Here is an 18,852-nt window from a genome sequence, read left to right as displayed (position 1 = left end):
GTTAGTCGGTTATGGGTAAAGGGTTAAAACTGTTTGATTAAGGCGACCCTCTCCTTACGGTAACTTCAAACCCTATTCTAAGGTTTCGTCTCCGGGATGCCCCGACCCGCCGGAACAATACAAAAAAGTTCTATTTCCTTTGTACTGCTGGAATTTTACCCATCCACAGATAACTCAAACTATCAAGTTTTTTTCTGAATGGAACCTTATATTCCAGGTTTTCAAGGTTCAGTTGGTAGGTGGCGATTAGCTCTTAATTTGTTTTCCCTACCATTCTTAATATATCACATTGGCATTTCGACGTTCCGACCCTTGCCCCGCGCTTCCCATAGGACACTTACCCAATGAAGGTAAAGTGCGGGGCTTCTCGCGGTTCAGCTATTGGAGTTTTAACCATGATCATATGTACTATAGTAGTGATCCTAAGGGGGTGACAAGCAGAATTCTTAGCCTTACTGGGTGTGGGGGAACGGGGGGGGTTGCTTAATAATGGAATGATTGTAAGAGTTTTGTAGAATGGGCATCAGGCGTGGAACTGGCATCTTGCCAGTTTCAATATATAGCAGTCGCCAGGGCAGGCGCGGACATGACAAAAGTCTCAAACCTAAGTAAGCGCAAGAGTTTGACTTCTGACTTCTGACTTCTGACTTCTGACTTCTGCTATATTTTCGCGCGGGCAGGATGCCCACTCTACTTATATTCAAAAGAAGATTCAGCAACGCCCGAACGGGTGTAGGGAGAAATAATCGATCACAGCAATCCCCGATGATGAATAAAAACCAAAATAACTGCCCACGAACCCAAAGCAACTTTTACTGCAACCAGGATATTGAGTATGGGGATGATGGCAGCGCTGACAAGTGTCTGCAACTCCCCGTGGGGTAATTCTACTCCCGTCAACGTTATAACTGCCAGTACAATAAAAATCAGAACTGAAACCTTTTCCCACCTAGCAGCTTGCCAGCGCTTGTAGACTGCCTGCATCCACTGGAATGATGAGGTAATGGCAACCAGACCGATTGCGGTTCCCCCCGCCACCCCAGCCGCAAAGCCACCTCCTGGACTCAGATGCCCCCGAATCGCCAGCTCGATACCTACCAACGCAGCAATCGTCGCTCCCAGACGCGCTAGAACAATGGATGGTTTATCGGTAAATTGATAGATCGTGCAGAAGGGCTTTTCATCGGCCAGTAGAAATTTAGCTCCCATGATCGCGATGGTAAATACCACCACTTCAAAGATGGTGTCATAAAGCCGATTCCGGAAAATGATACCCGAAACGGCATTGGGCACCCCAGTATCTTGGACAACGGATTCGACGATAGAGAGATCTGATAAGTCTGCCGCCGGATTCGGCAAAACCATAAATTTGACGTACAGCGCTATCCCTGCTGCAATGTAAATCCATTTCATTTAATGATCTTTCCCTGCCTCTGGTATATTTACATAAGTTAGGCTTGTCGCCGATAATGAAAGTTCACTTTGCATGATTTCATAGAGGCGTTGAACCCTGGTCTGGGTGTGATAAGGTAGGGTTTCATACTCTTGCGCTACCTGGTCTTGATCATCCTGTGGTGATGCCTTCTGGGTAGATCCTGGAGCTAATCCCCTCTGGTCTTGCTCAAAGAGCCATCTCTCATCTTCGGTACAGGTCCCATGGACTTCTTTTGCCAACAGCGCCCGGTGCAAGCTCTGCCTATCTGTGTAGGTTACCAGCTCAAGGCGCATATAGTGTTTGCTCAGGATTGTGCGTAAGTCATCCATCAGTTCCCCAAAATCCGGTTTGGTCTTGCTGTCTGGTAAAGACTCTCCATCTGCCTCAACTTCCCAGTCTTGGATCACTCCAAGACGCATGGTTAAGGATGAACGCACCGCAACCGCATAGAGGGTAATGGCTAGCATTGTACCCACCAATGCTTCGGTCAAAGCCACATCGGCTGCCCCAAACATTGCATAGACCAAAGCCGCCACCGCTCCCAGTATGCCTCGGATCACCAGAGCATTGTATGGATTGACCTGAAATACCAGCATGCAGGCGGACAAAGGCAGCAGGGCGGTTATGACATAGATATAGTTATCAGTCATTGTCACCCCCACTACTGGAACAGTAAGCCAACACATATCCCAACACTGTATTCCAGATCGCCAAGGAGATAATGGCGAGAATCAGCAGCGGCCATTCACTGGGTATCTTCAGCAGCAGCCCGACGATGATACTCATCGATCCCAGGGTATCTGCCACTGAAAGACTATGCAGCTTGAATAATACTGATCGGTGACCGATTAGGGGAATGGTTCCCCAAAACCAGAATAGGATTCCGACACCTATGCAAGTGTAACTCAGTGCATTAATCATACATCACTCATTCGTTTAATTACGTGTGCCAGTAACATTAATCCAGCATTCCCCACACTCAAGATGATCACTCCGACAACACCGATCATCCAATCATCGCGCAAGACAGATACCACTAGGATCATGATGGATGTCTTGGTGGCAATACTGCCAAATGCCAACATTTTTTGCCAAATATCATCATCTTGCCAAGCCTCATAAATGGGGATGAGCAGAGCCAGAATCATGGCAATCAGGATCAGTGTCATCGCTTTCTCCTCCGTCTAACCCGGTGAACTTCGTACCTGCCATCTTGGTGGTATTTCAACACAATGGTTTTTGGTGTAAAGGTGATCAGGAATATATCCAGGAATATCAGCCCAGGAGTCCGTTGGGGTTTGACTCCTTCCATGATTACATCTTCGTGCTTATGAGGACGAAGCATGATTTCAAATGCCTCAATATATGCCTGGGGAATCGCTACTATCACTTCACCGAGCACCCGCAGCCAATCCTTTAAGGCTTCTGGGGTTTTGGGGCGTCCCGGTAATAAAAATGCGATCGCAATGCCAATGATGATATTTGGCAGACTCAGATTAGCAGTCAGCAAAAACCAGATAACCAGTCGTAAGATTAGATTTAGATGTCCAATCATGGAAACACCATCCAGAACAATAACACTAACATCAAACTCATCACCCCAATTAGATGGTCAAATTCCTCAAGCACACGGGGCAGCTTGAGTACAGATCGTTTGAAAATCAACAAATATGCCAACCATCCCAGCCCAATGGTTGCCAGGGGTTTGATAATATTGGCAAAATTATATGCTTGGTAATACACACCATTGACGGCAATCAGCCCACCGAGCAACAGTATCATCGCTAACCAAAAATTGGCCTTTACCTGCCCTTGGCTGCCATCCCCATGGGGCAGAAAGATGAATTTACCAAAGCATGTTGCCGTTCCTAGGGCAGCAACATTCATACCGATAACTTGCCAGGGCACTATATTCTTCAGAGTCAATACTTTCGCCCCAAAGCCAGACAATAATGGAAAGCCGGAAATAGAGAAGCTAGCTATAGCCAGGGCAATCCAAATTGGGGTATTAATCCGCTGATGTTGCAGTTCATTGAGGTTACGGCTGGGCAAAACACCCGCGATCAAAAAGAGCGCTGATTTGACCAAACCATGGGTCAGGGCATAAAAGCCTCCCACTTCTGGTGAGGCGAGGATAAAGCCTAACTGGGAAATCGTGCTAAAGGCGAGAATACGCTTGGTATCCTTTTCAAATAAGGCATAGGTTATGCCCAGAAGCGCTGTCCCCACTCCAAATATCCTGACGATGGGATCAAGTTCCTCCACAATCAGAGCAAAACGCAACAGTGGAAAGACTCCCGTTTTGATCACAACTCCCGATAGCAACGCCGACACTGGGCTCTGAGATTCGGAGTGGGTTAAGGGTAACCACAATCCTGATACAAATATTCCCCCCTTGACTAACAGTCCCACAAAGATCAGGGCAAGGGCTTCTGGAGGTGCTCCCCGCAACCCTTCAAAGGCAAAGGAATTATTGGCCTTATAGACTAAAATTGCGCCGACCAGATAAAACAGCATGGCTGTATTGCTGACAAAAAGATAGCGCAAGGCTACCCAAATTGAGCGGTCGGTTCGGGGATAGGCAATCAACAGAAACGCAGCAATACTAATTACCTCTAATGCTACGTATAAACTGATGAAATCTGCACAGATAAATACGGCATTGACACTGCCATGTAAGATAATGGTCTGGGTATAAAAAAAAGCTGTTTTACCACTTTGCCAACAGTAGAGGATCACTGCTGCCGTTACCAGCCCATTGGTCAAGATAAAAAAGGCGCTTAATTGATCTACTAGTAATGTGACACCAAAATTATCCAGCAGCTGTATAGTTAAGGGCGATTTTGCCGTAAGCAATAGCTGTGTCCCATATTCAACCGAAAAAAGGGCAACCCCTAGGGCGAGGTATCGGTCAAATTTGGGGAGCAGATAAATGCTGAATCCCACAAATAGCGGTAGGGCAATCCAGGCAATGGTAATGGTACTCATGGAAACACCATCCAGAACAGTAGGATTAACATCAGACTCATCATCCCAATGAGATGGTCAAATTCTTCAAGCACACGGGGCAGCTTGATTACAGATCGTTTGAAAATCAAAAAATATGCCAACCACCCCAGGGCAATGGTTGCCAGGGGTTTGATAATATTGGCAAAATTATATGCTTGGTAGTACACACCATTGACGGCAATCAGCCCACCGAGCAACAGTATCATCGCTAACCAAAAACCGACCTTTACCTGCCCTTGGCTGCTATCCCCATGGGGCAGAAAGATGAATTTCGCAAAGGATATGGCTGTTCCTAGGGCTGCAATATTCATACCGATAACTTCCCAGGGTACTAGATTCTTCATGGTCAACACCTTCGCCCCAAAGCCAGACAACAAGGGAAAGCCGGAAATTGAGAAGCTAGCTATAGCCAGGGCAATCCAGATTTGGGTATTCATCGGCTGATGTTGCAGTTCCTTGAGGTTGCGGCTGGGCAAAACACCCGCGATTAAAAAGAGCGCCCCTTTCACCAGGCCGTGGGTCAGGGCATAAAAGCCACCGACTTCTGGTGCGGCGAGGATAAAGCCTAACTGGGAAATGGTATGAAACGCCAGCATACGCTTGGTATCTTTTTCAAACACGGCATAGCCTACTCCCAGAAGCGCTGTCCCCACTCCAAATATCCTGACGATGGGATCAAGTTCCTCCACAATCAGAGCAAAACGCAACAGTGGAAAGACTCCGGTTTTGACCACAGCTCCCGATAGCAATGCCGACACTGGGCTCTCAGATTCGGAGTGGGTCAAGGGTAACCACAATCCTGATACAAATATTCCCCCCTTGACTAACAGTGCCAGAAAGATCAGGGCAAGAGCTTCTGGAGTTGCTCCACGCAACCCTTCAAAGGCAAAGGAATGATTGGCCTGATAGACTAAAATTGCGCCGATCAGATAAAACAGCATGGCTGTATTGCTGATCAAAAGATAGCGCAAGGCTACCCAAATTGATCGGTCGGTTCGGGGATAGGCAATCAACAGAAACGCAGCAATACTAATTACCTCTAATGCTACGTATAAACTGATCAAATCTGCACAGATAAATACGGCATTGACACTGCCATGTAGGATAATAGTTTGGGTATAAAAAAAAGCTGTTTTACCACTTTGCCAACAGTAGAGAATGACTGCTGCGGTTACCAGCCCATTGGTCAAGATAAAAAAGGCGCTTAATTGATCAACTAGTAATGTGACACCGAAATTATCCAGCAGCTGTAGGCTTAATGGCGATTTTGTGAGAAATAGCTGTGTCCCATATTCAACCGAAACCATGGCAACCCCTAGGGCGAGGTATCGGTCAAGTTTGGGGATCAGATAAATGCTGAATCCCACAAATAGCGGTAGGGCAATCCAGGGAATCGTAATGGTACTCATGGGGTATTATTCTTCTCGATCTCGTTGCTTTCCAGGGTAGGATTGTCCCGTGCCAGTTTCATAACACCTACTAGCATCAAGGCTTGAATCGAAAAGCCGATCACAATCGCTGTCAAGATCACTGCCTGGGGCACCGGATCTGCGTAAGCCCTATTTTCGACGTTTGAAAGAATAGGTGTGAATAAACCATCTCGGGATGCCACCAACACGTAATAGGCAATCACCCCCGTGCTCATGATATCCATAGAGATGATTTTCATAACCAGGTTCTTTTTAAGGATGATGCCGAAAAATCCGCACAATATTGTGGCAAATATGAATGCTTCTAACACGGGTTTTTGCCTATTGGGTAAGGGTTGGTGGTAATTATCTTTATACAATGATACTGTCGAACAGTGCTATAAAATATATAGCACGTTTTAATAGTGCTAGGAACGATTGACACTATTGATAAGTGCCTATGTAAACCATAGACTCATGCCACACCAAGGTTTTGGTTTGAGCTTGGGATTGGGAAAAATACGGGCAAGAGCAGATGACAGAATCGACTCATGGCAAATCAATGGTTAATCTCAGCCCTGAGGATGCCAGGGATACAGTTAGCAATACAGTTGGAAGCTTGCCAACTAGTGAAGGTGTGCCGCCGAAGGATTTCTACACTTGGGATCGGGATGCATTAGCCGTGAATCTTTTGGATTTATCAGTACCATTTGAATTGGTTGGGCGGCAAGCACAATTCCAGCGCATCACTCATGTTTTAGCCCGTGATGGCAACGTGCTGATTGTGGGAGTGCCCGGAAGCGGACGGCGGACTTTGGTAAGGCGGGCGGCACGGGAAGTTGGAGTTAAAATCCTGGAGGTTGACTGCATCCGGGTTACGGATGGTCAGCGCTTCGTGCAACTGCTGTGGGAGAGCATAAACCAGACCTTTCCAATGGCAACAGTTCAAGCTCTAATGACAGATTGGATTGAAGGTCAGGCAGCGGAATTATTTGTCCTGAAGGATGAAGGCATTGGCACAGAGGGACTTAAACCGGTTCGGATTCAGAGCAAAGAGCTGCAACGGAAAGCATTTGAAGCATTACTCGATCTGCTGCAAAGGTTAGCTGAATCTGAGGGGGAACGGGTAGTGTTGATTTTGGAAAGTTTTCCTCACATCCGCTCTTGGGATCGTCATGGGGTGTGGGAAAAATTTTTGAGGAAACAGATCGAAGGTCAGACTCAGGTGAGTTATGTGCTAGTGGCAACGATCGCAGAAACCAGCATTTATCCCCATGAACCAGGGAATAATTTGGAAATCGTGCAGCTGGCTCCTTTAGCTGATGATGTCGTTGCGGCTTGGGTAACTGAAGTTTTGCATACCCAACGGCTGACCTTCGATCCGCGATCGCAAGCACTGGAAATCTTTGTCAATGCCGTGCAAGGACACTTCGGTGATGCGTCGGCACTGGTGCGACGCCTCAAGTCCGTACGAGTGTCTGACGGACTAATTCGTGATGGCCATGTTCAGCAGGCCATCCAAGAACTGCTAGGGGACTTATCCATGGTCTTCGAGTCATTACTGATGCTGCTTCCAGCTAATCAAGCCCATCTTTTAGAATCCCTCGCCCTAGACCCTACCGACAAGCCACAAAGTCGAGATTATATTCAAAAGCATTACCTATCAAGAGGGGGTTCTCTCCAAGGAGCGATCGCTGGGTTACAGCACAAAGGTTTGATTTATGGCTCCGAGCAAGGCTACCGACTGGCTTTACCTCTGTTTGCTTTGTGGCTTTGCAAGCGCTTGAGTTGATATAGCTTTTGTATCTGGGTTGTGAAGATACTTGCGCAAGGTAAGAGGCAATAGGCAAGAGGCAAGAGGCAAGAGGCAAAAGGCAAGAGGGGTTCGAGATCTTAAGTTTTATTGTCCAATAAAAAAAGACCATACAGCTTTACATCGCTATCTCAAGCTCAACAGATGCGTTCGTGTAGCGTGACCGTAGGTCAATCCCATTTTGAGTCTGTGTTATGCCTACTACTTTTTTGCTACACTCTGGGTATTATCTATGATTCCCAATAGAAGAAGCTTTATCCTTTTTGACTTGCCGGAGCTAGTATAAGCACACTTCAAGCCATGAACTCCCTAGATGCAATCACCCTCAAAGCCTTCTTGGTCGCCCTAACTCAGCTAGAGGATTCACTTTCAGCGGAACTTCAGGGTGAGTTAAATGCCCTTGGTAAGGAGTTTCCCTCCGGTGTTTCCAATCTTCATGTCTTGGCTAAGGGTTTGGCTCCTTTGGAACAGGCTGACAAGGTGGCAAATCCTGCTAGTATTCAAGATAATTCTGAATTCGAGGCAGCAATGGAAGCTTTCGCGATAACTCGCAAAAACTATCGCAATGCTTTTCGGGAATTAGCTCATTGAAAGAGCCTCGCTGGGTGCCAGAGCAAGCAGTAATAGCTATCCATGACGAGTTAATAGTAGAGCATGGCGGATGTTTTGGATTAAGAGACCCGAATTTACTTTCAAGTAGTTTAGCTAGACCTCAACATTTATTTGCCTACAGTGATAGTGCTAGTCTGTTTGATATCGCAGCAGCCTACGCTTTTGGTTTGGCCAAAAATCATCCTTTCGTCGATGGTAACAAGCGAATTGCTCTTGCTGTCATCGACGTTTTTTTACGTCTAAACGGATATGAGTTAGTGGCGGCAGAAGAAGAAGCCGTTATCAAGATTAATAATTTAGTAGAAGGAATAGAAAATCAAGAGTCTATAGCTACTTGGATTGCAGCCAACTCCCAGGAATTATAAGTAATAATAATAATATTTTTTGATTTTGATTACTAAACCGATGCTCTAGCGCCTTTGCTGTGTCCATTGAGGGGAGAATGGGTACAAGCTTAAATTAGTACGCTGTACAAAACATGAACAGTGAAGGTGTACCACCGCAAGATGTCTACACTTGGGATTGGGATGCAAAAGCCCGTGAATCTTTTGGATTTATCAGCGCTATTTGAATTGGTTGCGCCGCAAGTACAATTCCAGTCTTTGCTTTGTGGCTTTGCCAGCGCCTGATTTGATATCAAATTCAGTAGATGCACCTCAAGTAGCGTGACCTACGGTCAATCGCGTAGCGTGGCCTACGGCCAATCGCATTTTGATTCTGTGTTATGTTTACTACTTTTTTGCTAGACTCTGGGTATTATCTATGATGCCCGAATGTTATGGTCTCTGTTGATCAAGTAATGAAAGAAGCTTTATCTTTGCCCAGTGCATGGAGAGCATTGTTGGCAGAGAAGCTGGTTGAAAGTCTTGAGTTTGATGTAGACGATAACCTACAAACACTTTGGGTAGGTGAAGCTAAGAAGCGTCGAGATGAAATCCGAAGTGGTATGGTTCAGCCTATTCCTGGAGAGGAAGGGTTAGCTAGGGTGAGGCGACTTCTGGAGCCATGAAATATGTCTTTCACCCAGCAGCCTTGACTGAATATGGTGAAGCAGTCGAGTTTTACGCAGAACGTAGAGTTGAATTGGCACAGGCATTTATCAATGTAGTTGAGGATGCAATTTTCCGAATTGTTGCGTCACCAACGAGTTGGGCTGTTCTTGATGAAGATATTCGTCGATGTCTGACACGTAAATTTCCCTACGGGATTTTATACACTATTGAGGAAGATTACATTCTAATTGTGGCGGTGATGCACTGTAGTCGTGAGCCAGGATATTGGAAAGAGCGTGTCAAGGAGAAACCATCAGATGCATAAAATGATCTGAGGTTTGGTACGTCATTCGGACAACTAAGCCGTTATAGCACTAAGGTTATAAGTTACGGCGGTTTGCATAACTATATTTGTCAGATATTTGTCAGATACAATGAAAGCAAAACCTACACCTGAAGTGAGCATGACTCCAGTATCCGATCACCAAAATTGCGAAGCCGCCATTATTCGTACAGAACGGGGACTGACAATAGCAGGTACGCGCATTACAATTTATGATATCATCGGCCATCTTGAGGCCGGATGGACACCCAAATTAATAGGAAACTGGCTCTCTATAACTGATGAGCAACTTGATGCAGCCTTATCCTATATTGATAATCACCGTAGGGAAGTAGAAGCGGAGTATCAAACCGTTTTGAAGATAGCTCAAGAGATTCGAGACTATTGGGAAGAAAAAAATCGGGAGCGTTTTGAGCAGATTGCTAAAAAACCTCCCTTACCTGGACAAGAAGCGGTTCGCGCTAAATTAAAAGCCTGGAAAATCAAGCGTCAATTTTATCGATTAAATTCGCTCGATAGTCCCTTCAAAACTATCCCAAATTTCCTCCGGAGAACGGGGTGGCATCGCCTCAGCACGGGCAAATGCCTGTTTGATTATCTGTGAAGCTTTCTCTATTTCTTCAGCAGTAGGTGGGGCTATTTCTTCCCCCTCCCAGTCTACTATCAATAAATCGTTGGGACTACAGTGAAAGAAAGCACAGAGTTGAGCGAGGGTAGTGAAAGCGTTCGCTCTTAGCGGAAGCTGAGGCCGTAGGCCACGCTTTGCGAACGCTTCATCGCATTCGCTTCTCCATTTTCTAGTTCCCTTAATTGTTGCCGATCGATTCCCGTAGATTCAGAAATTTCTTCGTAACTGATATTTCCGTAATTAGCTCTTAATTGTGCTAGTTTAGTTGTGACTTTCATGGTGCAAACTTACCTAGTAGTTTCTCTTTTATGAAATTAGGCAAAAATTATAATAAAATTCCCGCGCCCCCGCCCCACACTTCCCTTCTTTTTTACAAAAATAGCACTACGCATTTAGATGTTTGACATTGTCTTGATGCAAAGCGCGAGTGGTTTGAATTTACCGTAAGATAGTGGAGCCTTATTAAAAAATATTTAACCCTTTTCTGCATAACCTGCTAACTATAAAGGCTCCACTATCTAAGGTTTTGTCTCCGGGGAAACCCCCAAGACCGCGCTGCATCGCTCCTAAACTCCGAAACATAGTCCTAGCTTACTTTTGACTTCTGACTTCTGACTTCTAACTTCTGACTTGCGCGTAGCGCTATATCAGATGCACCCTACTGTTGCCTGTTCCCTATTCCCTGTTCCCTTTGCTATAGGCAGATGACGATGGAAATTACTAAAGAACCCTTCTGGAGATACTCGTTCTTTCCAAATCCGGCGACACTCATACTGTAAATCTACAAATTCCCGGGATGATAGATTGTCGTGAAACTCAGCAATTTTATCGCCAATTAAATGAAGTTCATTCTCCTTTATCCAAACACAGTATTTCTTCCAATCAATGTCAAAGTCGTAGGGAAGCACACAATCGGTATCTACAAGAACTGGAATTCTGCCACAGCACAATGCTTCATAGAAACGAAAGGAATTGTTTCCTGAGCCACGGCAACAGAAGATATAGTCACTGTCTATTAAGTTATACACAAATTCCAGCCGATGCTTTTGCTTCAACTTGAAATCCGGTTGATTTAAGAAAACTGGGCTTTCTCTAATCAAAAAGTTTGTGATTATGTTAGGGTCTTTGCCTAAGATATCTAGGGCTCGACGTCTTAACACATGTCCCCAATTATAGGGAGGGATACTAGTTTTCGAGTTCAAGACATTCTTTTTGACTCTAGAGCAGAAAACGTTTAAATTGGTTTTGGTATTTGGTTTGACGGCATATCCACAGAAACCAACTACAGGTTTTAAGCGTTTTTGGCGGATATTGATTTTGTTGTCAAGATAGTTTTCAACAAAGTCTTCGCTCCAGTGAGGTAGGGTAAAATCGGTGTTTTTTCTCAGGGAGCGATAGAGGGAGTGACGGAATACAAAATCACTTTCAATCGGTAAGTTAAGATGGGAAGAAGCCCCACCAAAAAAGCTGATTAAGGGCTTGCCTGCTAATTTAACGTTTTCTGCTAATTGTCTGGCTTTATCTTCCAATTCAGAATTCCATAGTGCCCAATTAACTGGTACAATAGCAATATCTGCTTCCTCCAGAGACGACATCTTAAATAGAGACTTTCCAATCTCTACATAGTGGTCAAAACAACTACTAATGGGATCCTCAGGATTTTCTGGAGGTTTGCCCCAAAAGGGATATAGAATTGCCTCATAGGTCATGCCCTCTGGGAGATAGTTCTGGTCACAGAAAATTTTCAACGTCATAATTTTAGGCTCTAGGGAACAGGGAATAGGGAACAGGGAAAAAATCCTGTGTACCTCAGGTGCGACCCGTGGTGAATTTAATTCGCCAAGGTCAAGCTCACCTAATAGCTAAAAAACCCCTCTAACACTTTAGACGTCATTAAATCACACTTTTAGGCTATATCCATGCCTTTTTGCCAAATTATTTAGTCTTGAAAGTTCTTAGGGAATACGGAGCTTCGCAGCAGAAATATGTCTTAACCGTTACTTCAACTGCCATACCAAAAAATTTGCCTGCCTATCACAGGCTGGAAGCCTGTTCTACAGAGGGAAAAGGGCATAGGGTTACTGAGTCCACTCCTGGGCACACACCACACGAAAACCAATATTGCCGACGAGGTGCCTCAAGCCCGGATTAAAGACGCCGCGAGACCCAGAACGGCAGTTTTTAGGCAAGGTGTAGCAGGAACCACCCCGCCACAGCCGATGTTTATTATCATTTTCATTATTACTATCCGGTTCATCTTGCCAGGCAGTGCCATCTGTCGGCGCACCTTTATAGTTTGAGTGCCAATGGTCTGCACACCACTCCCAAACATTCCCATGCATATCGTAGAGTCCAAAGTCATTGCCTAGTCCAAAACTTCCTACTGGGGTGGTTTTTCTACGATAAATCCCTAATGGCCCATTACCATAAGATCCTTTCCAACGACCCTCTTGATCATCTGTTCCATTGTAATTAGCAAACTCTGTAGTAATCGTCTCGCCAAAATGAAACGGAGTACTTGTTCCGGCTCTACAGGCATACTCCCACTCGGCTTCACTGGGCAAGCAATAAGGGCGTTTCGTATACTGGGACAGCCGCTCACAAAACTCCACCGCATCATCCCAAGAGACTGTATCTACAGGTCGATCTTCCCCTTTAAAATGGGATGGATTGGGTTTAAGTTCTCTGTTGACTTGGGTTAGGAAAGCCACGGCTTGCCATTGGGCTTGGGTCACTGGGTATTTGCCCATGAAAAAGGATTTAACGGTGACTTGATGCTGGGGACTTTCACTATCTGTATGCCCCTCTTCTGTTTCTGGGGAACCCATAACGAAAGTGCCACCGGGGATGGCAACCATGTCCAAGGTGATACCATTTCCCAAGTCTTCAGCAAAGTACTGAATTTGTCGCCGATGGCGTTTTATATTAAGTTTTGATTGCTGTTGTTCTTTACTTGTTTGTGCCATCACTATTGTTTTGTTTAACTGATGTAGAACTGGCATCTTGTGTAGAACTGGCATCTTGTGTAGAACTGGCATCTTGTGTAGAACTGGCATCTTGTGTAGAACTGGCATCTTGTGTAGAACTGGCATCTTGTGTAGAACTGGCATCTTGTGTAGAACTGGCATCTTGCCAGTGATATATGATTAATTGTGGAACTGGCATCTTGCCAGTGATATATGATTAATTGTGGAACTGGCATCTTGCCAGTGATATATGATTAATTGTGGAACTGGCATCTTGCCAGTGATATATGATTAATTGTGGAACTGGCATCTTGCCAGTGACCAAGATGATTACATCTTGCCAGTGACTAAGATTATTGTTTGATGGAGATTGATACAGGCTGGAAGCCTGTTCCACCACACAGTTCTTGACACAGGCTGGAAGCCTGTTCCACCAATTGACACAGGCTGGAAGCCTGTTCCACCAATTGATACAGGCTGGAAGCCTGTTCCACACACACAGTTCTTGATACAGGCTGGAAGCCTGTTCCACACACACAGTTCTTGATACAGGCTGGAAGCCTGTTCCACCACACACACAGTTCTTGACACAGGCTGGAAGCCTGTTCCACCACACACACAGTTCTTGACACAGGCTGGAAGCCTGTTCCACCACACACACAGTTCTTGATACAGGCTGGAAGCCTGTTCCACCACACACACAGTTCTTGACACAGGCTGGAAGCCTGTTCCACCACACACACAGTTCTTGACACAGGCTGGAAGCCTGTTCCACCACACACACAGTTCTTGACACAGGCTGGAAGCCTGTTCCACCATAGATTATTTTACAGAAGACTTCTCTACACTATCCATTTGCCAGAAGAAAGGATATCTTTCAGCAATCTCAGATAAATTAGCTTTTACAGGATTTTCTCTGATATAGTTCCATGTCTCTAAAAATTCTCTTTCATCTCGCATAATGCGATCATATCGCTCGTCTTGCCAAACAATACCGATATGATTCATTACTTTAGCAACTTGTTTAGAACTATAGCTTTTAATGCTGTGGATAATACTACCTAAGGTCCAATATTTCTGATCTGATTTTGGTAAAGGCTGCATTAACCAATGCACATGATCTGGCATAATTACAACAGCATAGGTTTTGTACCTTTGGTTATTGAAGAATAAACAGGAATCTAGAACTACCTGTCTGGCTTCTGGGGTCAACTCTAGCTTTTGCCAAGTACTAAAAGTCACAAAGTAAATTGCTCCTGCTAATTCCCAGTGAGGAAGATTTCTTTTGCTAATTTTAATATTTGGAGACTTTCTGAAACTGGTATAACTGGTATAATTCATTGAACGATAATCTTGCCAGTCATAATCATTAATATTCGGTTGAGACAGCCTGGAAGCCTTTGCCCCAGAGGATAGAGGGTTGGGGGTAGTCATTAGTTACATTTCTACAGAGTATGTTACTGCCAGCATCTTGCTAGTTATAATCATTAATGTTGGCTTAAGACAGCCTCGAAGCCTGTTCCCGCTGATTGGTGCTTCATAAGCTCGGTTGGGTTTGGTTAAGTTATCTTCACATATCCATTGTCGAACTGGCATCTTGCCAGTGATATATGATTAATTGTGGAACTGGCATCTTGCCAGTGATTCTACAAGTGGAACTGGCATCTTGCCAGTGGTTCTACGCACACCCACACACCACACGAAAACCAAACTTGCTGCCGCTGCGCCTGAGGACCGGATCATAGAAGGGGCGAGACCCAGAACGGCAGAATCCAGGGTCGCTGCGCCAAGAACCGCCCCGCAACAGCCGGGATAGATTATCATTATCGTTATTATTTATAGACTCATCTTCCCAGGCACTGCCATCTGTCGGGGCATCTTCATAGTTTGAGTGCCAATGGTCTGCACACCACTCCCACACATTGCCATGCATATCGTAGAGTCCAAAGTCATTCCCTACCCCAAAACTCCCCACTGGGGTTGTTTTCTGAGTATATTTGCCTTTGGAACCAGAGCCATAAGTATACTTGCCATTATAGTTAGCTAGGTCCGTTGTAATTGTCTCGCCAAAATGAAACGGAGTCGTTGTACCTGCTCGACAAGCATACTCCCACTCGGCTTCACTGGGCAAGCGATAAGGGCGTTTGGTATACTCAGACAGCCGCGCACAAAACTCCACCGCATCATACCAAGAGACTCTCTCTACAGGTCGGTCATCCCCTTTAAAATAGGATGGATTGGGTTTAAGTTCTCTGTTGACTTGGGTTAGGGCAGCGACGGCTTGCCATTGGGCTTGGGTAACTGGGTATTTACCCATAAAGAAGGATTTAACGGTGACTTGATGCTGGGGACTTTCACTGTCACTATGCCCCTCTTCTGTTTCTGGGGAACCCATGATAAAGCTCCCTTCACGAATGCCAACCATCTCTAGCTCAACTCCATTCCCTAAGTCTTCGGTAAAACCATAAGCTTGGTGCTGATGACGGTTGATAATTAGTTCTGTTTTTCTTCTGAACCAGCCTGTTGGTTTCAACTCAATAGTTGCGACTTCAAACTCAAAAGGTTCTAGCTCAATCTCTGGGGATATCTCTGTCCCTGCTCCCAGCTCAATGGTTACCACCTCACATTCAAAGGTTTGCAGGGGTGGGAAACCTTCAAGCTGAGTGACATGATTAAGGCTAAGGTTTACCCCATGAACACCATAGGATTGACTAGCATCAGGGGGAATTTGACCCTTGAGCCAGATTCCGAGGGATTCAGCAAATGTCATTAAGGAGTCATATTGACTCAACTGGGGTCTAAATTCTTGAATTAAACGCTGTAATCGGGCTAATTCTGCCTGTCCATTTTTTCCTCGGTTAACCAATCCTTGTAGGGCTTTAGCCATCTCCTGTTCTGCTTGAGTGCGATGTTGATCTAAATACACCATGGCTGCCCATTGTTGTGCCTGGAATTCTCCCTGTCGGCTAGGGGGATGGGTTCCCATTAAATAAGTCACGTAGTCCATCAGCAATTGGGCAACGGATTTGAGGCGATTTGTACCAAATTTGTGCTGAAATTCTTCTGTTTCAAATTGTGCCAATAAATGAGACCGTACTGCCGGAGTCATGGCATATAATTCATAACCAACTGGACGGCACAACTCCGACAACAGTAAATCCGCTTCTGCTATCCAAGGCACTTCCTCGTTGAGTAAAAATTGCACTCGGATATAATTCACCAATTCCGGAGTCAAAACCAAGGGCAAAGCGCAATGACAAGCTAGATAGCGATAGTTGGGCTCAAACCTGGCCACAAACCGTTCAACTTGTTGCTTGGCTATTTCTTCGGTTAATTGGTCAGATGAGGAAGTTGTCATAGATCTTAACGAATCTGTGCGATCGCTTGATTTAACCCATGAGGATCCAGGGGGTACATTGGTACTAAATGAGCGATAAATTGGGCAGTGCTTCCCTGCCAGCGTTCAGAGGGAACGGGATTCAACCAGGCAATTAACTTGGTATGCTGTTTAATGTGCCACAAAACTTCAGCGGTTGCTGAAAATCTTTCGGAACGGCGATCGCCACGAGCTGCTCCCCCATCGCTGACAATTAAAACACTGGTATCCCCATCGGACTCTGCCAAAATCCACTCAAACTTTACCTTTTCGGTTAGATAAGGGTCTTTATAAACATACTCTGCTGGAACATTGTGGAAATAGCCCACCCGCACCCGTTCGATATTACTTTCGTCTTGGGCGGTTTCGACTAAATCTCGCGTAAAACGGTGAAAGGGAGTCATGGAGCCTTCCTGATCCAGCAACAAGAGCAAATCAGCGTGATTTTGCTCCCTTCGGCTGTATTTCGGCTTTAAAAAAAATCCCTGTTCGCAGACGTTGGCAATTGTCCCTTCCACATCCAGAACATCTTCTCTACCATCTGCCACCATCCGCCGCAAATAACGCCAGCTATAAACCATATACCTGCGAGAAATGGGATAATAAGCTTGGAAATCCCAGTCTTCTGTGTGTTCCAATACATTGATTGATGATTTGACCGGCAGTAAGGATAATTCAGGCACTGGACTAGGAGAGTCTACCATCGAGGTAACCTGTTCCCTAGGGGAAACAGGAGGAGGATTCTTAGGGGAGGACGATGATTCGGGGGATTCTGAGGGAATTTCCCTAGGTTTTGCCTTCTCTTGGCTTTCTTCTGCGCTAATGGAACGAAAAATGACGTCTAAATGGTCTTGTTGGGCTAGGGAATGACACCAAAGCGATCGCAGCAGTTTTTTGAGAGCATTGGCATCCTGCACTCCCCAGCCGCCCTCCATAGCTTGTAAGGCAGCTAAATATTCATTAATTCCCAAAGCAAACCCATCCCGGCGCAAGCGGTAAAAGAGGCGAGTTAACAGAGAGCGGGGATTAACGTTAGTCATGATTAAGGTGCATAATTGGGATTTTGCCAATCTTGCCGCAATTTAAAGACTAAATCTCGATAGGGAATTGTATTGTCTTGCTGGAGTTTAGTCACAGCATAGGGTTCCGATTTAAAGTGATGTAAGGCAGCCAGCCAATCCAGAAACTCACTGGTCCCCGGAGGTTTAAAAAGACTTTTATCCTCTCGTATCTTTAAAAATTTAGCGATCGCAGTCGTCACTAAATCAGATTTGGGCATTGCCATGGTCTCTGGTTTCTGTTTCTGTTGATAGTGAACCTTGACAATTTTCTCTAACTCTTCCGGTTGACTAGGGAAACGCACATAGTGATATAAACAGCGGCGTAAGAAGGGAGAGGGGAGACTGCCTTTTTCTTTATTACTGGTAATAATGATAATTGGCAATTGCTCTTGATTAGCCTCTATCGTTTCTCCTGTTTCCCGAATAAAAAATTTCCAAGGTTTATCCAATATCGACAGTAAATCATTGGGGAAATCTACATCAGCCTTGTCAATTTCATCAATTAGCAACACTGCCGGATAGTCGTGGGATTTAAACGCTTTTCCCAGGGGACCTAGTTCACGGTAATCTTTTGGTTCTTGAGGATTTCTCGGTTGTCCAGTTTTCGGATTAATAGACGGGGTTAAGTTTTGGGTTTGGACATCATGCAAGCGCAAAATCGCATCGTATTCATATAATCCCTCTTGGACTTTCGTGGTTGAGCGAATATCCCAGCGATAAAAGGGCAACCCTAATTCATAAGCCACTGCTACTGCTAATCTGGTTTTACCACATCCCGCTTCTCCTTCAATTAACAGGGGTCTTTGGAGGAAAATTGCCAAATTTACGGCTTCAATTAATTCGCTGTCTGCAATATAGGGTTCTAATTCTGTGGGAGAATCTGGATGACATTGTTTAGGTCGATGTTTTGGATTGCCCTGGAAGATGTATTTAGGAGGATTCATTAACTATTCCTTTACTAATTTAGCTAAATATTGTTCTAATTTTGAGCAAACTGTACTAGGAATACCACGATTAGATGATTTATAAATTGTTCTGGCTATTTTTTTGCTTTTTGGTTTAGATAATCCATAGACTTGTTGAAGCCAATGATCAATATCACTTTCTTTCCATTTACTCAAAGGTCAACTCTTTAATGCCTTCGACGGGTTGGAGTTCTTTTTTAAAAAGTGCATACGTACGTTCTCGGTAAACTGCTTCAAAATTTT

The 18,852-nt window shown here is 44.9% G+C and carries 25 protein-coding genes; 6 read left to right on the top strand and 19 right to left on the bottom strand.

The window, feature by feature from the left end; genetic code table 11:
* Positions 1 to 750: 750 nt before the first annotated feature.
* Genes F6J94_RS13510 through F6J94_RS13475 form a run of 8 tightly spaced genes read right to left on the bottom strand, consistent with a single transcriptional unit; the run spans position 751 to position 6,185 of the window.
* Positions 751 to 1,413 carry a Na(+)/H(+) antiporter subunit B gene (locus F6J94_RS13510; protein ID WP_293040820.1) on the bottom strand — a complete coding sequence of 221 codons (663 nt, stop codon included), beginning with the start codon at positions 1,411 to 1,413 and terminating at the stop codon, positions 751 to 753.
* Positions 1,414 to 2,085 carry a DUF4040 domain-containing protein gene (locus F6J94_RS13505; protein WP_293040817.1) on the bottom strand — a complete coding sequence of 224 codons (672 nt, stop codon included), beginning with the start codon at positions 2,083 to 2,085 and terminating at the stop codon, positions 1,414 to 1,416.
* Entirely contained in the window at positions 2,078 to 2,356 is a 279-nt protein-coding gene (locus F6J94_RS13500) for a monovalent cation/H(+) antiporter subunit G (RefSeq protein ID WP_293040815.1), read from the bottom strand. The genes F6J94_RS13505 and F6J94_RS13500 overlap by 8 nt, the downstream gene beginning before the upstream one ends.
* The gene (locus tag F6J94_RS13495; protein WP_293040813.1) at positions 2,353 to 2,604 is read right to left on the bottom strand and encodes a hypothetical protein; all 252 of its coding nucleotides are present in this window, start codon (positions 2,602 to 2,604) and stop codon (positions 2,353 to 2,355) included. The genes F6J94_RS13500 and F6J94_RS13495 overlap by 4 nt, the downstream gene beginning before the upstream one ends.
* A complete protein-coding gene (locus tag F6J94_RS13490; protein WP_293040811.1) occupies positions 2,601 to 2,990 on the bottom strand; it encodes a Na+/H+ antiporter subunit E in 390 nt (129 codons plus the stop codon). Before F6J94_RS13490 ends, F6J94_RS13495 begins: the two co-directional genes overlap by 4 nt.
* Positions 2,987 to 4,423 carry a cation:proton antiporter gene (locus F6J94_RS13485; protein WP_293040809.1) on the bottom strand — a complete coding sequence of 479 codons (1,437 nt, stop codon included), beginning with the start codon at positions 4,421 to 4,423 and terminating at the stop codon, positions 2,987 to 2,989. The genes F6J94_RS13490 and F6J94_RS13485 overlap by 4 nt, the downstream gene beginning before the upstream one ends.
* Positions 4,420 to 5,853 carry a cation:proton antiporter gene (locus F6J94_RS13480; RefSeq protein ID WP_293040807.1) on the bottom strand — a complete coding sequence of 478 codons (1,434 nt, stop codon included), beginning with the start codon at positions 5,851 to 5,853 and terminating at the stop codon, positions 4,420 to 4,422. Before F6J94_RS13480 ends, F6J94_RS13485 begins: the two co-directional genes overlap by 4 nt.
* A complete protein-coding gene (locus F6J94_RS13475; RefSeq protein WP_070391112.1) occupies positions 5,850 to 6,185 on the bottom strand; it encodes a cation:proton antiporter subunit C in 336 nt (111 codons plus the stop codon). Before F6J94_RS13475 ends, F6J94_RS13480 begins: the two co-directional genes overlap by 4 nt.
* A 203-nt stretch (positions 6,186 to 6,388) precedes the next feature.
* Between F6J94_RS13475 and F6J94_RS13470 the strand changes: the two genes are divergently transcribed.
* From F6J94_RS13470 to F6J94_RS13445, 6 genes are all read left to right on the top strand, one after another.
* The gene (locus tag F6J94_RS13470; RefSeq protein WP_293040805.1) at positions 6,389 to 7,645 is read left to right on the top strand and encodes an ATP-binding protein; all 1,257 of its coding nucleotides are present in this window, start codon (positions 6,389 to 6,391) and stop codon (positions 7,643 to 7,645) included.
* A 321-nt stretch (positions 7,646 to 7,966) separates the two neighbouring features.
* Positions 7,967 to 8,257, top strand: a complete 291-nt coding sequence (locus tag F6J94_RS13465; protein ID WP_293040803.1) for a hypothetical protein — start codon at positions 7,967 to 7,969, stop codon at positions 8,255 to 8,257.
* Complete coding sequence (locus F6J94_RS13460) at positions 8,254 to 8,643, top strand: type II toxin-antitoxin system death-on-curing family toxin (RefSeq protein ID WP_293040800.1); 390 nt, start codon at positions 8,254 to 8,256, stop codon at positions 8,641 to 8,643. Before F6J94_RS13465 ends, F6J94_RS13460 begins: the two co-directional genes overlap by 4 nt.
* Positions 8,644 to 9,077: 434 nt before the next feature.
* On the top strand, positions 9,078 to 9,287 hold the full coding sequence (locus F6J94_RS13455) for an addiction module protein (RefSeq protein WP_293022275.1): 210 nt from the start codon (positions 9,078 to 9,080) through the stop codon (positions 9,285 to 9,287).
* Positions 9,284 to 9,595: a type II toxin-antitoxin system RelE/ParE family toxin gene (locus F6J94_RS13450; protein ID WP_293022272.1), complete on the top strand. Its 312-nt coding sequence runs from the start codon at positions 9,284 to 9,286 to the stop codon at positions 9,593 to 9,595. The genes F6J94_RS13455 and F6J94_RS13450 overlap by 4 nt, the downstream gene beginning before the upstream one ends.
* 109 nt (positions 9,596 to 9,704) lie before the next feature.
* Positions 9,705 to 10,217, top strand: coding sequence for a DUF433 domain-containing protein (locus tag F6J94_RS13445; protein WP_366514170.1), 513 nt, complete (start codon positions 9,705 to 9,707; stop codon positions 10,215 to 10,217).
* A gap of 128 nt (positions 10,218 to 10,345) precedes the next feature.
* Here the strand turns inward: F6J94_RS13445 and F6J94_RS13440 are convergent, their stop codons facing one another.
* The 11 genes from F6J94_RS13440 to F6J94_RS13390 form a co-directional block, all read right to left on the bottom strand.
* Entirely contained in the window at positions 10,346 to 10,519 is a 174-nt protein-coding gene (locus F6J94_RS13440; RefSeq protein WP_293040798.1) for a helix-turn-helix transcriptional regulator, read from the bottom strand.
* A gap of 369 nt (positions 10,520 to 10,888) precedes the next feature.
* Positions 10,889 to 11,995: an exostosin gene (locus F6J94_RS13435; protein ID WP_293040796.1), complete on the bottom strand. Its 1,107-nt coding sequence runs from the start codon at positions 11,993 to 11,995 to the stop codon at positions 10,889 to 10,891.
* 324 nt (positions 11,996 to 12,319) lie between these two features.
* A complete protein-coding gene (locus F6J94_RS13430) occupies positions 12,320 to 13,207 on the bottom strand; it encodes a formylglycine-generating enzyme family protein (protein ID WP_293040794.1) in 888 nt (295 codons plus the stop codon).
* Positions 13,191 to 13,406 (bottom strand): hypothetical protein, encoded by a 216-nt coding sequence (locus F6J94_RS13425; protein WP_293040792.1) that lies wholly within the window; start codon positions 13,404 to 13,406, stop codon positions 13,191 to 13,193. The genes F6J94_RS13430 and F6J94_RS13425 overlap by 17 nt, the downstream gene beginning before the upstream one ends.
* A gap of 18 nt (positions 13,407 to 13,424) precedes the next feature.
* Positions 13,425 to 14,003, bottom strand: coding sequence for a hypothetical protein (locus tag F6J94_RS13420; RefSeq protein WP_293040790.1), 579 nt, complete (start codon positions 14,001 to 14,003; stop codon positions 13,425 to 13,427).
* 26 nt (positions 14,004 to 14,029) lie between these two features.
* Positions 14,030 to 14,641, bottom strand: a complete 612-nt coding sequence (locus F6J94_RS13415) for a transposase (RefSeq protein WP_229415184.1) — start codon at positions 14,639 to 14,641, stop codon at positions 14,030 to 14,032.
* Between the two features lie 3 nt (positions 14,642 to 14,644).
* Positions 14,645 to 14,803 (bottom strand): hypothetical protein, encoded by a 159-nt coding sequence (locus F6J94_RS13410; RefSeq protein WP_293040788.1) that lies wholly within the window; start codon positions 14,801 to 14,803, stop codon positions 14,645 to 14,647.
* An 82-nt stretch (positions 14,804 to 14,885) separates the two neighbouring features.
* A complete protein-coding gene (locus F6J94_RS13405) occupies positions 14,886 to 16,565 on the bottom strand; it encodes a formylglycine-generating enzyme family protein (RefSeq protein WP_293040786.1) in 1,680 nt (559 codons plus the stop codon).
* Between the two features lie 5 nt (positions 16,566 to 16,570).
* Positions 16,571 to 17,623 (bottom strand): VWA containing CoxE family protein, encoded by a 1,053-nt coding sequence (locus F6J94_RS13400; RefSeq protein ID WP_293040785.1) that lies wholly within the window; start codon positions 17,621 to 17,623, stop codon positions 16,571 to 16,573.
* Positions 17,624 to 17,625: 2 nt separating this feature from the next.
* Entirely contained in the window at positions 17,626 to 18,588 is a 963-nt protein-coding gene (locus F6J94_RS13395) for a MoxR family ATPase (RefSeq protein WP_293040783.1), read from the bottom strand.
* A 3-nt stretch (positions 18,589 to 18,591) separates the two neighbouring features.
* Positions 18,592 to 18,765 carry a hypothetical protein gene (locus tag F6J94_RS13390; protein WP_293040781.1) on the bottom strand — a complete coding sequence of 58 codons (174 nt, stop codon included), beginning with the start codon at positions 18,763 to 18,765 and terminating at the stop codon, positions 18,592 to 18,594.
* Positions 18,766 to 18,852 lie beyond the last annotated feature (87 nt).

It is taken from the genome of Moorena sp. SIO1F2, from assembly GCF_010672755.1.
Lineage (GTDB): Bacteria > Cyanobacteriota > Cyanobacteriia > Cyanobacteriales > Coleofasciculaceae > Moorena.
The sequence above is the reverse complement of the archived record's forward strand: the minus strand, read 5'-3'. Positions and strand labels throughout refer to the sequence as shown.

Excerpts from the sequence above, each read along its gene's own strand:
- F6J94_RS13435 (WP_293040796.1), bottom strand. The coding sequence starts at position 11,995 with ATGACGTTGAAAATTTTCTGTGACCAGAACTATCTCCCAGAGGGCATG.
- F6J94_RS13465 (WP_293040803.1), top strand. The coding sequence starts at position 7,967 with ATGAACTCCCTAGATGCAATCACCCTCAAAGCCTTCTTGGTCGCCCTA.
- F6J94_RS13455 (WP_293022275.1), top strand. The coding sequence starts at position 9,078 with ATGAAAGAAGCTTTATCTTTGCCCAGTGCATGGAGAGCATTGTTGGCA.
- F6J94_RS13430 (WP_293040794.1), bottom strand. The coding sequence starts at position 13,207 with ATGGCACAAACAAGTAAAGAACAACAGCAATCAAAACTTAATATAAAA.
- F6J94_RS13510 (WP_293040820.1), bottom strand. The coding sequence starts at position 1,413 with ATGAAATGGATTTACATTGCAGCAGGGATAGCGCTGTACGTCAAATTT.
- F6J94_RS13425 (WP_293040792.1), bottom strand. The coding sequence starts at position 13,406 with ATGCCAGTTCCACAATTAATCATATATCACTGGCAAGATGCCAGTTCT.
- F6J94_RS13500 (WP_293040815.1), bottom strand. The coding sequence starts at position 2,356 with ATGATTAATGCACTGAGTTACACTTGCATAGGTGTCGGAATCCTATTC.
- F6J94_RS13505 (WP_293040817.1), bottom strand. The coding sequence starts at position 2,085 with ATGACTGATAACTATATCTATGTCATAACCGCCCTGCTGCCTTTGTCC.
- F6J94_RS13395 (WP_293040783.1), bottom strand. The coding sequence starts at position 18,588 with ATGAATCCTCCTAAATACATCTTCCAGGGCAATCCAAAACATCGACCT.
- F6J94_RS13470 (WP_293040805.1), top strand. The coding sequence starts at position 6,389 with ATGACAGAATCGACTCATGGCAAATCAATGGTTAATCTCAGCCCTGAG.
- F6J94_RS13410 (WP_293040788.1), bottom strand. The coding sequence starts at position 14,803 with ATGCCAGTTCGACAATGGATATGTGAAGATAACTTAACCAAACCCAAC.
- F6J94_RS13485 (WP_293040809.1), bottom strand. The coding sequence starts at position 4,423 with ATGAGTACCATTACCATTGCCTGGATTGCCCTACCGCTATTTGTGGGA.
- F6J94_RS13480 (WP_293040807.1), bottom strand. The coding sequence starts at position 5,853 with ATGAGTACCATTACGATTCCCTGGATTGCCCTACCGCTATTTGTGGGA.
- F6J94_RS13400 (WP_293040785.1), bottom strand. The coding sequence starts at position 17,623 with ATGACTAACGTTAATCCCCGCTCTCTGTTAACTCGCCTCTTTTACCGC.
- F6J94_RS13450 (WP_293022272.1), top strand. The coding sequence starts at position 9,284 with ATGAAATATGTCTTTCACCCAGCAGCCTTGACTGAATATGGTGAAGCA.
- F6J94_RS13445 (WP_366514170.1), top strand. The coding sequence starts at position 9,705 with ATGAAAGCAAAACCTACACCTGAAGTGAGCATGACTCCAGTATCCGAT.
- F6J94_RS13440 (WP_293040798.1), bottom strand. The coding sequence starts at position 10,519 with ATGAAAGTCACAACTAAACTAGCACAATTAAGAGCTAATTACGGAAAT.
- F6J94_RS13415 (WP_229415184.1), bottom strand. The coding sequence starts at position 14,641 with ATGACTACCCCCAACCCTCTATCCTCTGGGGCAAAGGCTTCCAGGCTG.
- F6J94_RS13490 (WP_293040811.1), bottom strand. The coding sequence starts at position 2,990 with ATGATTGGACATCTAAATCTAATCTTACGACTGGTTATCTGGTTTTTG.
- F6J94_RS13405 (WP_293040786.1), bottom strand. The coding sequence starts at position 16,565 with ATGACAACTTCCTCATCTGACCAATTAACCGAAGAAATAGCCAAGCAA.
- F6J94_RS13495 (WP_293040813.1), bottom strand. The coding sequence starts at position 2,604 with ATGACACTGATCCTGATTGCCATGATTCTGGCTCTGCTCATCCCCATT.